Here is a 15424-nt window from a genome sequence, read left to right on the forward strand (position 1 = left end):
GACTGCGGGGCCGGCCGTGGGGGGTGACTGGCTCCTGATGCCGCGACCGCCGCCGGGTCGTCGGTCGGACCGGCGGAACGGCTGCGGGCCGGCTGCCTGTCGGGGCTTGCGGTTGTGCCTGTGCCGGTCCGGTCGTTGTGTGCTTCGCCGCACTTCTCTCAGGCCTTAACTTTAGCCTTGACCAACTGATAGTCCGGACCTACGGTCCTCTCACCATCCTGACACCGTCGAGGAGTTGGACCCGCATGTCCCCCACACCCCACTCGCCCCACGGCATCGAGGAGCCCGGCAAGGTACCGGGCGCCCAGGACGCTCAGGACGCCCAGGCTGCACCGTCCCGCTCCGTCGTCCGCCGCCGTGCGGTGCTGGCGACACTGGCCGCCGCCGGGCTCGGCGGGCTCGGTGCAGCCGCCGCTCCCAGGGCCGCCTCCGCCGTCACCGCCCTCTCCGGCTCCGGCACCTCCGCCGCCGAGCCGGACTTCGGTCCGAACGTCTCCGTCTTCGGCCCGGACACCCCCGCCGAGGACATCCAGGCGAAGGTCGACTCGGTCTTCGAGAAGCAGGAGGAGGCCCAGTTCGGCGAAGGCCGACACGCCTTCCTCTTCAAACCGGGCTCGTACGAGGCCGATGTGAACGTCGGCTTCTTCACGCAGGTCGCCGGGCTGGGGCTGACTCCCGACGATGTGAAGATCTCCGGCGCGGTCCACGCCGAGGCCGACTGGTTCGACGGTAACGCCACGCAGAACTTCTGGCGTTGCGCCGAGGGCATCTCGGTGACCCCGTCGGGAGGCAAGGACCGCTGGGCGGTCTCCCAGGCGGCTCCGTACCGGCGCATGCACGTGAGGGGCGACCTGGAGCTGGACGACGGCGGCTGGTCCAGCGGCGGCCTGATGGCCGACACCGTCGTGGACGGGCAGGTGCGCTCCGGTTCGCAACAGCAGTGGCTCTCACGCAACACCGAATGGGACAGCTGGTCGGGTTCGAACTGGAACATGGTCTTCGTGGGTGCGAAGAACGCCCCGAGCGGCGACGGCTTCCCCTCTCCCCCGTACACCACCGTCGAGGCGACGCCGAGGTTGCGCGAGAAGCCCTACCTGTACGTCGGTGAGGACGGCGGTTACCAGGTGTTCGTGCCGGCGCTGCGCGAGGACTCCAGCGGCACGAGCTGGTCCGGCGGCGCCCCGAAGGGCGAGTCCCTGCCGATCGGCGACTTCCACATCGCGCAGGCCGGCGACTCCGCCGGCAAGCTCAACTCGGCGCTGGCGGACGGGAAGCATCTGCTGCTGACGCCGGGCGTCTACGAGCTGGACGAGCCGCTGGCGGTGACGAAGAAGAACACCGTGGTGCTGGGCCTGGGCCTGGCGACGCTCATCCCGGCACGCGGTAACGCGGTGCTGACGGTCGCGGATGTGGACGGGGTCAAGCTGGCCGGGTTCCTCGTCGACGCGGGGAAGGAGAACTCTCCGACGCTGGTCGAGGTCGGCCCGAAGGGGGCCGACGCGGATCACTCCTCCAACCCGACGTCGCTGCACGACGTGTTCATCCGCATCGGCGGCATCGGCGCCGCGAGGTCGGAGACGAGCCTCGTCATCAACAGCTCGCACGTGATGGCCGACCATCTGTGGCTGTGGCGCGCCGACCACGGCGACGGCGTCGGCTGGGACACCAACCCGGCCGACACGGGCCTGATCGTCAACGGCGACGACGTGACCGCGTACGGGCTGTTCGCCGAGCACTACAAGAAGTACCAGGTCATCTGGAACGGCGAACGCGGCCGCACCTACTTCTTCCAGAACGAGATGCCCTACGACCCGCCGGACCAGGACGCGTGGATGAACGGTGACACGCGGGGCTTCGCCGCCTACAAGGTCAACGAGTCGGTCACCGACCACCAGGCGTTCGGGCTGGGGAGTTACTGCTTCTTCAACGTCGACGAGTCGGTCGTCGCGGACCGTTCCTTCGAGGTGCCGAAGGCGGACGGCGTGAAGATGCATCACATGACGTCGGTCTCGCTCGGCGGGACGGGCACGATCGAGCACGTGGTGAACGGCACCGGCGGGCCGGCGAACGCCGACAGCAACGTGGCCACGGTCACGGCGTATCCGTGACGGGCGAGCGGCGCGGAACCGCGGCGGCCGCATGACGGATCGGAGGCTCCCCCGGGCGAGCGGGTCCCGGGGAGCCTCCGCCGTGAGGATCACCCCTTCGGGCGAACCAGGCTTCGGATCGAGATCAACAGGCGCCGTACGCACGTAAGTTAGGGCCACCTCACCAACTCCTCCCGGTCGGCGGGCACGCGCTTGTGTGCTTCGCCGTGCCGGGAGTTGCTGGTCCGCGTCGGCGAAGGATTACCGCTCATGCCGCTCCCGCCCTCCTCCGCGCCCACCGACGGTGCCCTCAGCCCACCGCTCGCCGGCGGCACCGAAGGAGCCGCCGCGCTGCGTCCGCTGGCCGGTGCGGTGATCGACGCCCTGGAGGAGGGGGCGGTGCGGCGTTGCGGCCCGCTGCCGGGCGGAGGGCCGCGGCGAGTGGCCGCCGGTGTCGCCGAGGTGCTGCGCGGCGGTGTGATTCCGGAGCGGGGCACCGGCGCGCGGGAGGCGCTGGGGTCGCTCGTGCGGCTGCTCGCGGAAGGGGCCGCCGATCCGGCCGATCCGCTGTGCGCGGCGCATCTGAACTGTCCTCCGCTCGCGGTCGCGGCGGCCGCGGAGCTCGGGGCGAGTGCGCTCAACCCCTCGCTGGACTCGTGGGATCAGGCGCCTGCGGCTTCGGAGTTGGAGGCGTGGACGTGCAGGGCGCTGGCGCGGCTCGTCTACCACGGCGGGGCCGGCGGCGACGGCAGTCCGGGCGGCGACGTGGCAGCCGGCGGCCCGGACGCGAGACCGGACGCGCTGGTGACGACGGGCGGCACGGAGTCGAATCAGCTGGGCGTGCTGCTGGCCCGTGAGCGGCTCGGCCCGGACGTCCGCGTCCTGTGCGGTACGAACGCACACCACAGCGTGCACCGCGCGGCGTGGCTGCTGGGTCTGCCGGAGCCGGTGCGTGTGCCGGCGCCGGGCGGGGTGCTCGACCCGGGTGCGCTGCGTGCGGCGCTCACCGCGCAGGGGCGGGGCGCTCCCGTCCTGGTGGTCGCCACCGCCGGCACGACGGATGCGGGAGCTGTCGATCCGCTCGGGGAACTGGCGGATGCGGCCGGGGATTTCGGCGCGCGACTGCATGTGGACGCGGCGTACGGCGGCATGCTGCTCTTCAGCCGGCGGCTGCGTCCGCTTCTGGCGGGGCTGGAGCGGGCCGACAGTGTCACCCTCGATCTGCACAAGCTGGGGTGGCAGCCGGTGGCGGCGGGGATTTTCGTGGTGCCGGACGAGCGGGACCTGTCGCCTCTGGGCCACCGCGCCGGCTATCTCAACGCGGACGACGACTGCGACGCCGGGCTTCCGGATCTGCTGGGGCGTTCGCTGCGTACGACGCGCCGCGCCGACGTGCTGAAGGTGGCGGTCACGCTGCGCGCCCTCGGTCGCAGCGGGCTGGGAGAGCTCGTGGAACGGACGTGCGCCGTGGCGGATTCGCTGGCGGAACTCATCGACGCCGACTCGGGGTTGGAGCTGTTCGCCAGACCGGAACTGTCGACGGTGCTGTTCCGTCCGGTGGGGGCGGACGCTGCGACGGTGGCTTCGGTCAGGCGACGCCTGATGTCGGAGGGCAGCGCCGTGCTGGGCCGGGCCGACATCGGTGCGTGCTCGGCCGGAGACGGGGGCGGAACCGGCCGTGCGGACCTGTGGCTGAAGGCGACGCTGCTCAATCCGTACGCGCGCAGCAGCGATCTGGAGTCGTTGCTGAAGCTGGTGCGCGACGCCCTCCCCGAGGCGGGACCGGCCTCCGCACGCCCCGAGGCGGGACCGGCCTCCGCCCTCCCCGAGGCGGGACCGGCTTCTGCACGCCCCGAGCGGGAACCGGCTTCGGCCCTTCCCGGTGCGGGTCCTGCTTCCCCGGCCACGGCGGCGGCCGGTTCGGCTTGGCTGTTCCCGCCGCCGCCCCGGCCCACGTCCGTCGACAGCAGCACCAGCACCAGCACCGCGAGGAGCCAGCGCTCATGACGACAGCCGACGAACCGCGCACGGCCCGGCCTCCCGCTGCGGCGAAGCTGTCGTCCGCGGTGCCGGGGCAGCGGCGGCCCGACGCGGAGGGGCCCGCCGACGGACCCGCGTCGCCGCCTCTCGATCTCGTGGGCGTCGGCGTCGGCCCGTTCAACCTCTCCCTCGCCGCGCTCGCCCACGGCGTTCCGGGTCTGCGCACGGCGTTCTACGAGCAGCGGGAGGGCTTCCACTGGCATCCGGGCATGCTCATCGAGGGCGCCACGCTCCAAGTCCCCTTCCTGGCCGATCTGGTCACCCTCGCGGACCCGGCGAGCCCGTGGTCCTTCCTCAGCTTCCTCAAGGCGCAGGAGCGGTTGTTCCCGTTCTACTTCGCGGAGCGCTTCCACATCGAGCGCGCGGAGTACGACGCGTACTGCCGCTGGGTCTGCGAAGGGCTGGACAGCGTCCACTTCGGCCACCGCGTGGACGCCGTGCGGTGGCATCCCGAAGCGGGCCTGTTCGAGGTCGACTTCACCCGCCGGCAGGCCGACGGCGCTGCGGCGCAGGGCCGTTCGTACGCGCGCAACCTGGTCCTTGGCGTCGGTACGGCGCCGCACGTGCCGGAGCCGTTGCGCTCGCTGGCGTCGTCGGTGGGTGCGGGCGCGCCCGTCATCCACTCCTCGGCGTATCTCGAGCACCGTGAGCGACTCCTGGAGGCCGGGCACGTCACGGTGGTCGGGTCGGGCCAGTCGGGGGCGGAGGTCTTCCTCGATCTGCTGCGGCGGCGGCCCGCGGGCCGGGAGGGACTGCACTGGATCACGCGCAGCGCGGCGTTCGCGCCCATGGAGTACAGCAAGCTGGGCCTGGAGCACTTCACGCCGGACTACACGAGTTACTTCCACGGTCTTCCCGAGTCGGTGCGGGACGGTCTGGTCCCCCGGCAGTGGCAGCTGCACAAGGCCGTCGATCACGGCACCCTGGCCGCGATCCACGACGAGCTGTACCACCGCACGCTGGGCGGGGGCTGGCCGGATGCGGTGCTCACGCCGGGGGTGGCGGTCCGCACGGCGGGGCGGATCGGTGCGACGCGGGTGGAGCTGCATCTGGAGCACACCGAGCAGGGGGTCCGCACCCGGCTGGCGACGGATGCGGTGGTTCTGGCGACGGGCTACCGCGAACGTCCGCTGGGAGGCGTGCTGGCGTCGCTGGAGCCGTGGCTGCGGCGGGACGCGTCGGAGCGCATCCGGGTCGACGAGCAGTACCGGCTGGTGACGGACCGGTCGGTGTCGGGCTCGGTGTTCGTGCAGAACGCGGAGCGGCACACGCACGGCGTGGGCGCGCCCGATCTGGGTCTGGCTGCGCACCGCAGCGCGGTGATCCTCAACTCGCTGACGGGCGAGGAGCGTTACCGGCTCCCGCGGCGCACGGCGTTCACGACGTTCGGGTTGCGTCCGGAGGGTGCGCTCGCCAACGGCTCCCCCGGTGTGGCCGAGCAGGCGGACCGGCGGCACGCGCAGTTCCGTCCGCTGCGCATGACATAGGCCCTGGCGCGGGGAGCGTCGGGAGGGTCTCGCGTTCCGGGTCCAGGACCGTGACTCCGATTCGTGAGAGCCGCGGACAGGGCACTCCCGGGGTGGAAGACTGCCGGGATGTTCGATCACATTTCGATTCAGACGCAGGACCCTTCGGCCGCCGCCGCCTTCTACGACGCCGTCCTGGCACCCCTGGGCGCCGGCCGCGTCCTCGACTCCGGGGAGGTCATCGGCTACGGCAGCACCGGTCCTGTCTTCTGGCTGGGCCCCACGAACGGCGGCGAGGCCCGCGAGGTGCACATCGCGTTCGCCGCGGGAGACCGTGCCACCGTCGACGCCTTCCACGAGGCCGCGGTCGAGGCCGGGGCGCAGGTGCTGCACGCTCCACGGCTGTGGCCCGAGTACCACGGGTCGTACTACGGCGCTTTCGTACGCGATCCCGACGGCAACAACGTGGAGGCCGTCTGCCACCGCCCTGACGGGCCGGAATGATCCATGATCCCCGGCGCGGGCCGGTGCCGTTCTGCGAGAGTGACCGTATGACGAACACACCCGGTCACTCCGCGGCTTCCGGCCCCCTCCCCTACGGCACGCCCGACGAACCGAGGGTCGCCGTGCGGGGCGAGGCGACCCTCGAGTTCGACCCCGAGGTCGCCCGCATCACGGTGACGGTCAGCGCCCGCGGCACCGACCGCAAGGAGGCCCTGGCGTCGCTCACGCGCCGGAACGCGGAGGTGCTGGAGCTGGTCAAGGGGTACGGGGAGGCCGTGGAGAAGCTCGCCACCGGCACTTTCTCGGTCACGCCCGAGCTGACGGAGAAGGGCCGCCGGGAGAAGGTGCGCACCTACAACGGCCGGGTGCAGATCACCGTCACCGTCGGCGATTTCACGGCTCTGGGCGAGATGAGCACGCGCCTGGCCGACCTGGAGCTGACACGGGTGGAAGGTCCGTGGTGGGCGCTGCGTGCGGACTCCCCCGCGCACCGGGAGGCCCGGCAGCAGGCGGTGCGTGAGGCGGTGACGCGGGCGCGGGAGTACGCGGCGGCGCTGGACGCGGAACTGGTGTCGTTGCTGGAGCTGGCCGATCTCGGAGCGGAGAGCAGTGCCGCGCCGTCGCCTCCGCCGCTCGGGGCGCGCGCCGCCGGATACCGTGGCGCGCCGCAGGAGGCGGCTCCGGTTCTGGACCTGGAACCGCAGCGGCAGCGGGTGCAGGCTCAGGTCAACGCCCGGTTCGTGATGAGCAGGCCCGCGCTGTGAGTTCCTGAGCACCGCGCACTCACGGATCACGTGAAGACCTGAATGCCGCTCATCGGAGCGGTCGCCCTCTCACTTTAGAAGTTGTCAACGGCCGCTGCGGTCAAGGTGGTTGACGAATCCGCCGCAAGCAGGTCTCTACCTGTGGGTAAGCCGTAGGCTCGTGGCATGCGCCGCGCAAGGATCGTCTGCACACTTGGCCCCGCCAGCAACTCGTACGAGCAGATCAAGGCGCTCGTCGACGCCGGCATGGACGTGGCCAGATTCAACATGAGCCATGGCTCGCACGCCGAGCACGAGGAGCGTTACCACCGGGTGCGCAAGGCCTCCGAGGAGGCCGGCCGCGCTGTCGGGGTTCTCGCTGATCTTCAAGGTCCGAAGATTCGCCTCGGGTGCTTCCGTGAGGGGCCCGTACTCCTCGAACGCGGCGACGAGTTCTCCGTCACCGTCGAAGAGGTCGAGGGCGACCGCTCCCGCTGCGGCACCACCTACTCCGGGCTGGCCGCGGACGTCTCCCGCGGCGAGCGCATCCTCGTCGACGACGGCCGGGTCACGCTGGAGGTGACGGAGGTCGACGGTCCCGTCGTGCGGACCGTCGTCATCGAGGGCGGCATGGTCTCCGACCACAAGGGCCTCAACCTCCCCGGCGTCGCGGTCTCCGTGCCGGCCCTGTCGGAGAAGGACGTGGCGGACCTGCGCTGGGCGCTGCGCACGGGTGCCGACGTCATCGCCCTGTCCTTCGTGCGCAGCGGCGACGACGTGAAGGAGGTCCACCGGATCATGGCGGAGGAGGGCCGGTACCTCCCCGTGATCGCGAAGCTGGAGAAGCCTCAGGGCGTGACGAACCTGGAGTCGGTCGTCGACGCCTTCGACGGGGTGATGGTGGCCCGCGGCGACCTCGGTGTCGAGATGCCGCTGGAGTCCGTGCCGCTGGTGCAGAAGCGCGCGATCAAGCTGTGCAGGCGGAACGCCAAGCCCGTCATCGTCGCCACACAGATGCTGGATTCGATGATCGACGCCTCGCGGCCGACGCGCGCGGAGGTCTCCGACGTCGCGAACGCCGTCATGGACGGGACGGACGCCGTGATGCTCTCGGGTGAGACGAGCGTCGGCAAGCACCCCTCCGGGACGGTCAGGACGATGGGACGCATCGTGGAGGCGGCCGAGGAGGAGGAACTCGCCAAGGGCCTGCCGCCGCTCACGCAGCAGAGCAAGCCGCGCACCCAGGGTGGTGCGGTCGCGCGAGCCGCGGCGGAGATGGGCGACTTCCTCGGCGCGAGGTACCTGGTTGCCTTCACGCAGTCCGGGGACACGGTGCGCCGCCTCTCCCGCTACCGCTCGCCGGTGCCGGTGCTGGCGTTCACGCCGGAGCCCGCCACAGCGGCGCAGCTCAGCCTGACGTGGGGCGTCGAGGCCTTCACGGGTCCGACGGCGCGGACCACGGACGAGATGGTCAGGCAGGTCGACGAGCAGCTGCTGAAGCTGGGGCGCTGCGAGAAGGGCGACCTCGTGGTCATCACCGCGGGCTCCCCGCCCGGCGTTCCCGGCTCCACGAACCTCGTCCGCGTCCACCACATCGGCGAGGACGACGCTCCGGGCCGCTGAACGCGGGCAGGTACGGGCGCAGGGCCCTGCCCGCCGCGGGCGGGCGGCCCGCAGCGGGCGCCGCGGCCAGGTTCAGGCGCGGGCGATCGTCTCGTGGTGGCGGATCACCTCGGCGATGACGAAGTTGAGCAGTTTCTCGGCGAAGGCCGGGTCGAGCTTCGCGGACACGGCCAGCTCCCTCAGCCGCGCGATCTGTCTGGCCTCGCGGGCGGGATCGGCGGGGGGCAGATCGTGGTCGGCCTTGAGGCGGCCGACGCGCTGGGTGCACTTGAAGCGCTCGGCGAGCATGTGCACCACCGCCGCGTCGATGTTGTCGATGCTGTCGCGCAGTTCGATCAGCTCGTTGCGCACCGACTCGTCGACACCTGCGGTGGTGTCCTCGCCGGAGCCGGTCGATGAGCCGGTGCCGCTCGCGGGGCTCCCGCCGGAGCCCGTGCCGGTGCCGCTGGTCTCGCCGTGGATCTTCGCCATGCCTGCCGTTCCAGGTCGCGGGGATGGTGGCCTGCTACGACCCTATGCCGACCTCGCGGACGGGTCCGCGCCCGTACAGTGACAGTGACCGAGAAAACTCCGGGGGTGGTGTCGATGACGGCACGGGGGGCGCCGACGGGGCCTGCCGAGGACCCCGTCGAGCGGGGATTCCCGCATCTGGCGACCGTGCGCGCCTCCATCACCGCGCTCTACAAGCGCCTCTCGTGGGACACCTTGCGGACCTTCGACGTGAGCGTCCCGCCCGGCGACGTGGCGTTCTCCGACTCCGAGGACCTCTACGCCGGGGTGCAGCGCGTGGCCCGCGTCATGGTGCAGCAGTTCCGGCTGCCCGACGCCCGTATGATCGTCAGTTTCCGCGAGATGGAGCACGCGGCGCACGTCGAACTCGCCGCGGGCCCCGAGTACTTCATCGAACTGAACGCCCGCTTCAAGCATCACCGCCGCGACATCGGGGCGGCCCTCGCGCACGAGGTGATGCACGTGTATCTGCACCGCCTCGGCCTCGCCTTCCACGGCACGCGGGACAACGAGATCCTCACCGACACCGCCACCACCTATTTCGGCGCGGGCTGGCTGCTTCTGGACGCCTTCCGCCAGGACCAACTCTCTTCGCAGAAGCTGGGTTACCTCACGCCGGAGGAGTTCGGCTACGTCCTTGCGAAGCGGGCCGCCGTCTTCGGCGAGGGCCCCGAGGTGTGGTTCACCAGCCCGCAGGCGTACGAGGCCTATCTCAAGGGCAGCGGCCTCGCCCGGTCCGACGAGACGCGGCCGCCGCTGTCGGCCTCCGGCTGGGCGGGACGGCGCCGCTACACCCGGGACCGGCGGTACGTGCTGGGCCACCCGCGCAGCGTCCCGTACCCGCCTGACGCGGACGCCTACTCGTACTGCTTCGAGGAACGTTCGCCGCTGCGGGTCTCCTTTCCCTGCCCGACGTGCCAGCAGCGCATCCGCGTACCCGTGCGGGGGAAGCTGCGGGCGCGGTGCGGGCTGTGCCGCGCGGTGCTCGACTGCGACACGTGAGGGCCGGTGCCGCTTCGCCTCACGCGCACGGACGGCGTCTGTGACCACGCTTCAACTCCGGTGGAGCACGGGCCTGTTGACGCTCCTGGGCACGTGCCGGCGCCGCGTCGGAGCGGGCCGGGGCAACCGCTTGCCGCCCGCCCGGCGCGCGGACGGGGGCCGATGCCGTACGTTCGCGGTATGAGCCCTTCCATCGCCACCAACACCCGCGTCGAGCTGGCAGGACTGCTCGAGTTCGTACGCCCCCGCCACCGCGCCGTCCTCATCACCCGCCGCTCCGACGGCGCGCCACAGGCGTCGCCGCTGACGTGCGGCGTGGACGACTCCGGCCGGATCGTCGTCTCGACCTATCCCGAGCGGGCCAAGACCGTCAACGCGCGCCGCGATCCGCGCGTGAGCGTCCTGGTGCTCTCCGACGAGTGGAACGGCCCGTGGGTGCAGGTCGACGGCGACGCCGAAGTCATCGACGCCCCGGACTCGGTGGAGCCGCTCGTCGAGTACTTCCGCAACATCTCGGGCGAGCACCCCGACTGGGACGAGTACCGCTCCGCGATGCTCAAGCAGGGCAAGTCCCTGATCCGTGTGACGCCGCGGCACTGGGGGCCGATTGCGACGGGAGGCTTCCCGGCGCGGCTGGCCGACTGAGCCTGCCGTCCCCGCGCCCTGCCAGGGCGTATGCGGAGGGTGACCGCGCACCTGGGCCTCTGACGTGCGTCGGCACCCCGTGCCGGTCTGTTCCGTCGGGCTGCGGAGTGCGCTCACGGGGGTCAGAATCGAGTGAGCGGGGGCCTTGCGGAGGCGGTTGCATCCCGGGGCCGGCTGTGCCCGATGACCGCTGGGCCCGATGACCGCTGCGCCCGAGTCGTACAGGGGAGTTGACGCAGAAATGACCACGACAGTGCCCACGATCACAGCTGCGCCGTCACGGTCGCTGAGTGACCGCGTGATGACGGGCGGCAACGAACTGCCACCGCCACCGGGAGTGTGGCTGGAGGCGCCGCTGTGGCTGCTGGCGGGTGTCGAGGACGAGGAAGAGATCAGCTTCGAACCCAACATCTGGCGGGGGATCGACTGAGGACGCCGTCACGGGGCCGGGCATCGTCGCCCGGCCCCACGTGCGGGCCGGGGCGTGCCTGACCGCGTGGGGCCCGTCACGTAAGGCTTGCGGACCAGGGCCGCGGTGTTCTCCCACGGAGCGGAAAAGTACGGGCCCGTCCCGATGCCGGCGTTTCCTGCGGCGCTCCCGGCACTCCCGGCACTCCCGGCGGGTCCTGCACGGTCACCGGCGCGGATTCGCCTCGCGGCCGGCGTGGACCGTGCCGCCCGAGCAGCGGCCGCACGACGCGGCCGCTTCACGGACCGCCGGTGCCGGTGCGGGCGTCGCGGGAAGAGGTCACCGCTTGAACTCGTTGCGCAGCCGGTCCAGATACGTCCGGGGGTCCGGCAGCAGTTCGGCGGCGAGGCGGGAGATGCGGGTGTAGGCCTCCAGATGGGCCACGACGTCCGGCCGCTGGTCCAGGTACACGGCGCTGGTGAGGCCGACCTCCGTGTAGACGATGTCCTGCAACTCCCGTTCCTGGAAACGGAAGTAGGTGATGTGGCCGCTCGCACCGGAGTGCGCACCGGCAGCCAGTGGAAGAACGCGCAAGGTGATGCGGGGGTCCTCGGCCGCCTCCATCACATGCTCGATCTGCGCACGCATCACATCGGGCCCGCCGACCTCACGCCGCAGCGCGGCCTCCTCCAGGACCACCCACAGCGTCGGTGCGCCCTCCCCGCCCAACAGCGCCTGCCTGCGCAGGCGCAGGTCCACACGGTGTTCCAGGACGTCGGCCGCCTCGTACGGGAAGCCTGCGCGGATCACGGCCCGCGCGTAGTCGCGGGTCTGCAACAGGCCCGTGACGTAGTGCGGTTCGTATACGCGGATGACCTCGGCGGCGGTCTCCAGGGAGACGTACGCACGGAACCAGTCGGGCAGCGCCGTCTTGTAGTTGTGCCACCAGCCGGGCTCGTTCGCCTGCTCGGCCATGTCCGTGAAGTCGCGCGCCTCCTCGTCGGAGACCTCGTAGAAGCGCAGCAACTCCCTCACATAGGGGAGTTTCAGGCTCACTTGAGCGTTCTCGATACGGCGGATGGTCAGATGGCTGACGCCCAGGGCTCTGGCCGCCTCCTCCAGCTGAGCGTTCCTGCTCTCCCGCAGCTCCTTCAGCCGCTTGCCGAGGATGATACGCAGCACCGTGGGCGCACTCTGGCCGCTCGGCAGTGCCTCGCTCACGCACAGGCTCCTGTCCGCGGCCGGCCACGGAAGAGCGCGAGTCTCAACTTGCCCTGGCTGCCGCGTCGTTGTGATGGTGACGAAAGAAAAGGACGAGGTCGCACGAAGCTATCAGAGCTGTCCACGCACGCGGCAGCCCCGCACCACGTGGAAGTGGTGCGGGGCCTCGGCCGGGAGGCACCGGCGTCAGGGGGTCAGGGCCTGCGCAACGCGTTCCGCGCGCCGCGGCTCCCCGACCGATGTGTCATCCCGTCATCAGTATCTTCCCCGTCGCCGCGTCGACGACGGTGCGCTTGCCCAGTGCGCTCTTCAGCTCGACCTTCTTCTTGTCGGTCACGATCTGCTTGGTGCAGAAGTCGGCCTTCTCGTCCTTCTTCGACCAGCCCGAGACGATCACGAGTTTGCTGGTCTCGCGCACGTGCGCGCCGTACTTCGTCTCACAGCCTCCGTGTCCGACGGTCACGGTCAGGGAGTCGTTCTCGCCCTTCACCGGTGGCTGAGCAGCCTCGATCGGCAGCATGTCCCGGTGCCTGCCCTTGGTCTTGTGCACCTTCGGCCAGCTCTGCTCGATCTCGGCCGCGCGCTTCTCGAAGCGGGTCTGCTTCTTCGGCGCCTCGCTGCTCACGGTCTGGCCGCTGCCGCCGCACGCGGTCGCCGTGAGGGCCACGGCGACCATCGCCGGGGCCAGGACGAGCGCGGCCTTGCGTCGGGCGGTACCTGTCGTGCTGTGTCGCATCTTCGATCTACCTCCTGCTTCACCGCTCTGACGGAAGAGGCGCGTGAGAGGTTCCGCAGAAGGCCGCCGGGACGTGCCGCACAGCACCGCCTGCCCGAACTCTCGGTCCGCTACGGGACGAATGTCAGCTCGTAGCGCTACCCGTACTCGAGGCGCGCACCACCAGCTGCGGAGCCAGACGGACCGAGTCACCCCCGGAACCCCCGATGAGCGAGATCAGCGTCTCCGCCGCCCGGTATCCCATCTGGCGCATCGGCGACCGGACCGTCGTCAGCCCTACCGGCAACTCAGCTGCCAACGGCACGTCGTTGAAGCCCACGACCGCGACATCGTCACCCACCCGCAGGCCCGCATCACGGATCGCCCCCATCGCACCGATCGCGGAGAAGTCGTTGACGGCGAACAGGGCGGTCGGCCGTGGACGGAGTCGAAGCAGCTGCTCGGCGCTCTCGCGTCCGCCGCGCACATCGAACCGCGAGTTCAGGACGTGCGTGGCCGGGACGTCCACACCCGCGCGCTCGCACGTCTGGAGAAACCCGGCAGTCCGCTCGGCGCCCGTGGACGCATACGGCTCTCCCGCGATCACGGCGAGCTGCGAGTGCCCGAGCCCCAGCAGGTGCTCGGCCGCCAAGCGGCCACCGAGAGGGTCGTCGCAGGTGACGGACAGTACGTCGGGAAGACGTCGGGAGGTGAGCACGACGGGAATGCCACGTTTGATCAGATTCCCCACGAGAGGTGAGTCCGCTCGGGCGTCACCGAGGATCAGCCCGTCCACGCGGGCACCCAGCAGCGTGTCGACCCGCACCTGCTGGACGTCGATGTCGTCACCGCTGTTGGCGACGACGGTCTGATAGCCGGCATCCGCCGAGCCGTGCTCGATCCCCTCGTAGATCGTGGCGAGGACCAGGTCGGTCAGCCTGGGCACCACCACACCGAGCATCTTGGAGCGGCCGGTCCGCAGACTCGTCGCGGCGCCGTGCGGCAGGTATCCGAGTTCGCGCGCGACCGCCCGTACCCGCTCGGCTGTCTCCCGCCCGACCCCTGTGTCGCCGCGCAAGGCCCGGGAGACCGTCGTGGCGTGGACACCCGCCGCTTTGGCTATGTCGGCCAGCTTCGGGGAACGGGAGTGGTTCGTGCCCGGCCGATCCTCCGCAGCGCTTTCGGCGGAGCCGCTCCAACCGTCAACCACCGTTTCCGTTTCCCCTCTGCTGAGACCAAGTCCAACGGCATTGTGTCGTACGGGTTTCGGTGACCCGCGTCCCACCGGGCTCCCGATTACGTTCTCATCTCCCTATTGACCGAGTAGGGGGGTCCGTGGAAGATGCTACGCAATCGTTAGCGCAATCGTTAGCGTGGACAAGTCGGCGGAGGGCCCGTGAAGCGTCTGATCCTGCTCGGCACAGGTGGCACCATCGCCTCGCGCGGTGGCCCCCGGGACCGTTCGGTCGCCGTCGGCGCCGACCGTCTGCTGCGGGCGGCGAGGTCTGTCGGCGGCTTCTCGGACGCCGAGGTGGAGTCGCGGGACGTGTCCGGCATCACCAGCTTCGCCGCCACCGTGCGGGACGTGCTGTCGCTGGCGGACACCGTTCGACAAGCGGCCGCGGACGCTGACGGCATCGTCATCACACATGGCACGGACTCAATGGAGGAGACCGCGCTTCTGCTGGCAGTGACGCATGCCGGACCGGTACCGGTGGTGCTCACAGGGGCTCAGCGCCCCTACGACGACCCGGCCACGGACGGCGCCCGCAACCTCGCGGCAGCGCTTCGCTGGGCGTCGTCACCCGAGGCGGCCGGATCGGGTGTCACCGTCGTCTTCGGCGACGAGGTACTGCCCGCCGTCGGCCTGCGCAAGTCCCACACTCTGGCGATACGGGCGTTCTCCGCACCCGGCCGGGGCGCCATCGGACACGTGGACGAGGCAGGTGTGCGGCGGCACGGATTCGCGCCGCAGGCGCCGTTGCTGTCGCCGGGCACCACCGATCTGCCCAGGGTCGACGTGATCCCGCAGTATCTCGGTGCCGACGCCTCGGCGGTAGAAGCGGCGGTCGCTGCCGGGGCCCGCGGGCTGGTGATCGCCGCCTTCGGGTCGGGCAACACGACGCCCGAGGTCACACAGGCGTGCCTCCAACTACTCACCCGTGGAACGCCCGTGCTCATCGCGAGCCGCACGGGCGAAGGTCCCGTCGCCGGCATGTACACGGGCGGCGGCGGCGATCTCGCGGAAGCGGGAGCCCTGTTCGCGGGCGACCTCTCCCCCTGGCAGGCGCGACTGGTGCTCGCCGCGGCGCTCGCCGCCGAGGAAGAACCACAGCAGGCCGCACTGCGCTGCCGGAAATGGCTCTACGAAATCGGCGCGGTGGCCGCGGACCCACCGCACACACCGGCGAAGAAACCGTCACCCCTCGACGGTCGTACAACGAAAGGAACGTGAACGT

14 protein-coding genes are annotated in these 15424 nt (G+C 71.0%); 10 read left to right on the forward strand and 4 right to left on the reverse strand.

Going from position 1 to position 15424, the window contains the following annotated elements; all coding sequences use genetic code 11:
• The first annotated feature begins 245 nt into the window (after positions 1-245).
• The 6 genes from EV375_RS05250 to pyk all read left to right on the forward strand — a co-directional run bounded on the left by EV375_RS05250 (position 246) and on the right by pyk (position 8463).
• The gene (locus EV375_RS05250) at positions 246-2108 is read left to right on the forward strand and encodes a coagulation factor 5/8 type domain-containing protein (RefSeq protein ID WP_486588294.1); all 1863 of its coding nucleotides are present in this window, start codon (positions 246-248) and stop codon (positions 2106-2108) included.
• 249 nt (positions 2109-2357) lie between these two features.
• Positions 2358-4094, forward strand: a complete 1737-nt coding sequence (locus tag EV375_RS05255) for a pyridoxal-dependent decarboxylase (RefSeq protein WP_130298408.1) — start codon at positions 2358-2360, stop codon at positions 4092-4094.
• A 59-nt stretch (positions 4095-4153) separates the two neighbouring features.
• The gene (locus EV375_RS05260; RefSeq protein ID WP_486588696.1) at positions 4154-5614 is read left to right on the forward strand and encodes a lysine N(6)-hydroxylase/L-ornithine N(5)-oxygenase family protein; all 1461 of its coding nucleotides are present in this window, start codon (positions 4154-4156) and stop codon (positions 5612-5614) included.
• 108 nt (positions 5615-5722) lie between these two features.
• On the forward strand, positions 5723-6097 hold the full coding sequence (locus EV375_RS05265) for a VOC family protein (RefSeq protein ID WP_130298410.1): 375 nt from the start codon (positions 5723-5725) through the stop codon (positions 6095-6097).
• Between the two features lie 47 nt (positions 6098-6144).
• Entirely contained in the window at positions 6145-6861 is a 717-nt protein-coding gene (locus EV375_RS05270) for an SIMPL domain-containing protein (RefSeq protein ID WP_130298411.1), read from the forward strand.
• Between the two features lie 165 nt (positions 6862-7026).
• Positions 7027-8463: a pyruvate kinase gene (pyk, locus tag EV375_RS05275; protein WP_130298412.1), complete on the forward strand. Its 1437-nt coding sequence runs from the start codon at positions 7027-7029 to the stop codon at positions 8461-8463.
• A gap of 72 nt (positions 8464-8535) precedes the next feature.
• On the opposite strand, the gene EV375_RS05280 is transcribed toward pyk, so the two are convergent.
• Positions 8536-8934 carry a chorismate mutase gene (locus tag EV375_RS05280; protein WP_486588295.1) on the reverse strand — a complete coding sequence of 133 codons (399 nt, stop codon included), beginning with the start codon at positions 8932-8934 and terminating at the stop codon, positions 8536-8538.
• Between the two features lie 114 nt (positions 8935-9048).
• Here EV375_RS05280 and EV375_RS05285 point away from each other — a divergent pair, with 114 nt between their 5' ends.
• From EV375_RS05285 to EV375_RS05295, 3 genes are all read left to right on the forward strand, one after another.
• Positions 9049-9975, forward strand: a complete 927-nt coding sequence (locus tag EV375_RS05285) for a hypothetical protein (RefSeq protein ID WP_130301621.1) — start codon at positions 9049-9051, stop codon at positions 9973-9975.
• A 180-nt stretch (positions 9976-10155) separates the two neighbouring features.
• Positions 10156-10620, forward strand: coding sequence for a PPOX class F420-dependent oxidoreductase (locus tag EV375_RS05290; protein WP_130298413.1), 465 nt, complete (start codon positions 10156-10158; stop codon positions 10618-10620).
• Positions 10621-10861: 241 nt separating this feature from the next.
• The gene (locus EV375_RS05295) at positions 10862-11050 is read left to right on the forward strand and encodes a hypothetical protein (RefSeq protein ID WP_130298414.1); all 189 of its coding nucleotides are present in this window, start codon (positions 10862-10864) and stop codon (positions 11048-11050) included.
• A gap of 318 nt (positions 11051-11368) precedes the next feature.
• Here EV375_RS05295 and EV375_RS05300 read toward each other — a convergent pair whose 3' ends face one another.
• The 3 genes from EV375_RS05300 to EV375_RS05310 all read right to left on the reverse strand — a co-directional run bounded on the left by EV375_RS05300 (position 11369) and on the right by EV375_RS05310 (position 14175).
• Positions 11369-12250 (reverse strand): Scr1 family TA system antitoxin-like transcriptional regulator, encoded by an 882-nt coding sequence (locus EV375_RS05300; protein ID WP_130298415.1) that lies wholly within the window; start codon positions 12248-12250, stop codon positions 11369-11371.
• 244 nt (positions 12251-12494) lie between these two features.
• Entirely contained in the window at positions 12495-12986 is a 492-nt protein-coding gene (locus EV375_RS05305; protein WP_130298416.1) for a hypothetical protein, read from the reverse strand.
• A gap of 124 nt (positions 12987-13110) precedes the next feature.
• Positions 13111-14175: a LacI family DNA-binding transcriptional regulator gene (locus EV375_RS05310; RefSeq protein WP_207227985.1), complete on the reverse strand. Its 1065-nt coding sequence runs from the start codon at positions 14173-14175 to the stop codon at positions 13111-13113.
• 186 nt (positions 14176-14361) lie between these two features.
• Between EV375_RS05310 and EV375_RS05315 the strand changes: the two genes are divergently transcribed.
• The gene (locus EV375_RS05315) at positions 14362-15420 is read left to right on the forward strand and encodes an asparaginase (protein ID WP_130298417.1); all 1059 of its coding nucleotides are present in this window, start codon (positions 14362-14364) and stop codon (positions 15418-15420) included.
• The last annotated feature ends 4 nt before the right edge of the window (positions 15421-15424 follow it).

Source organism: Streptomyces sp. CNZ301 (assembly GCF_004217425.1).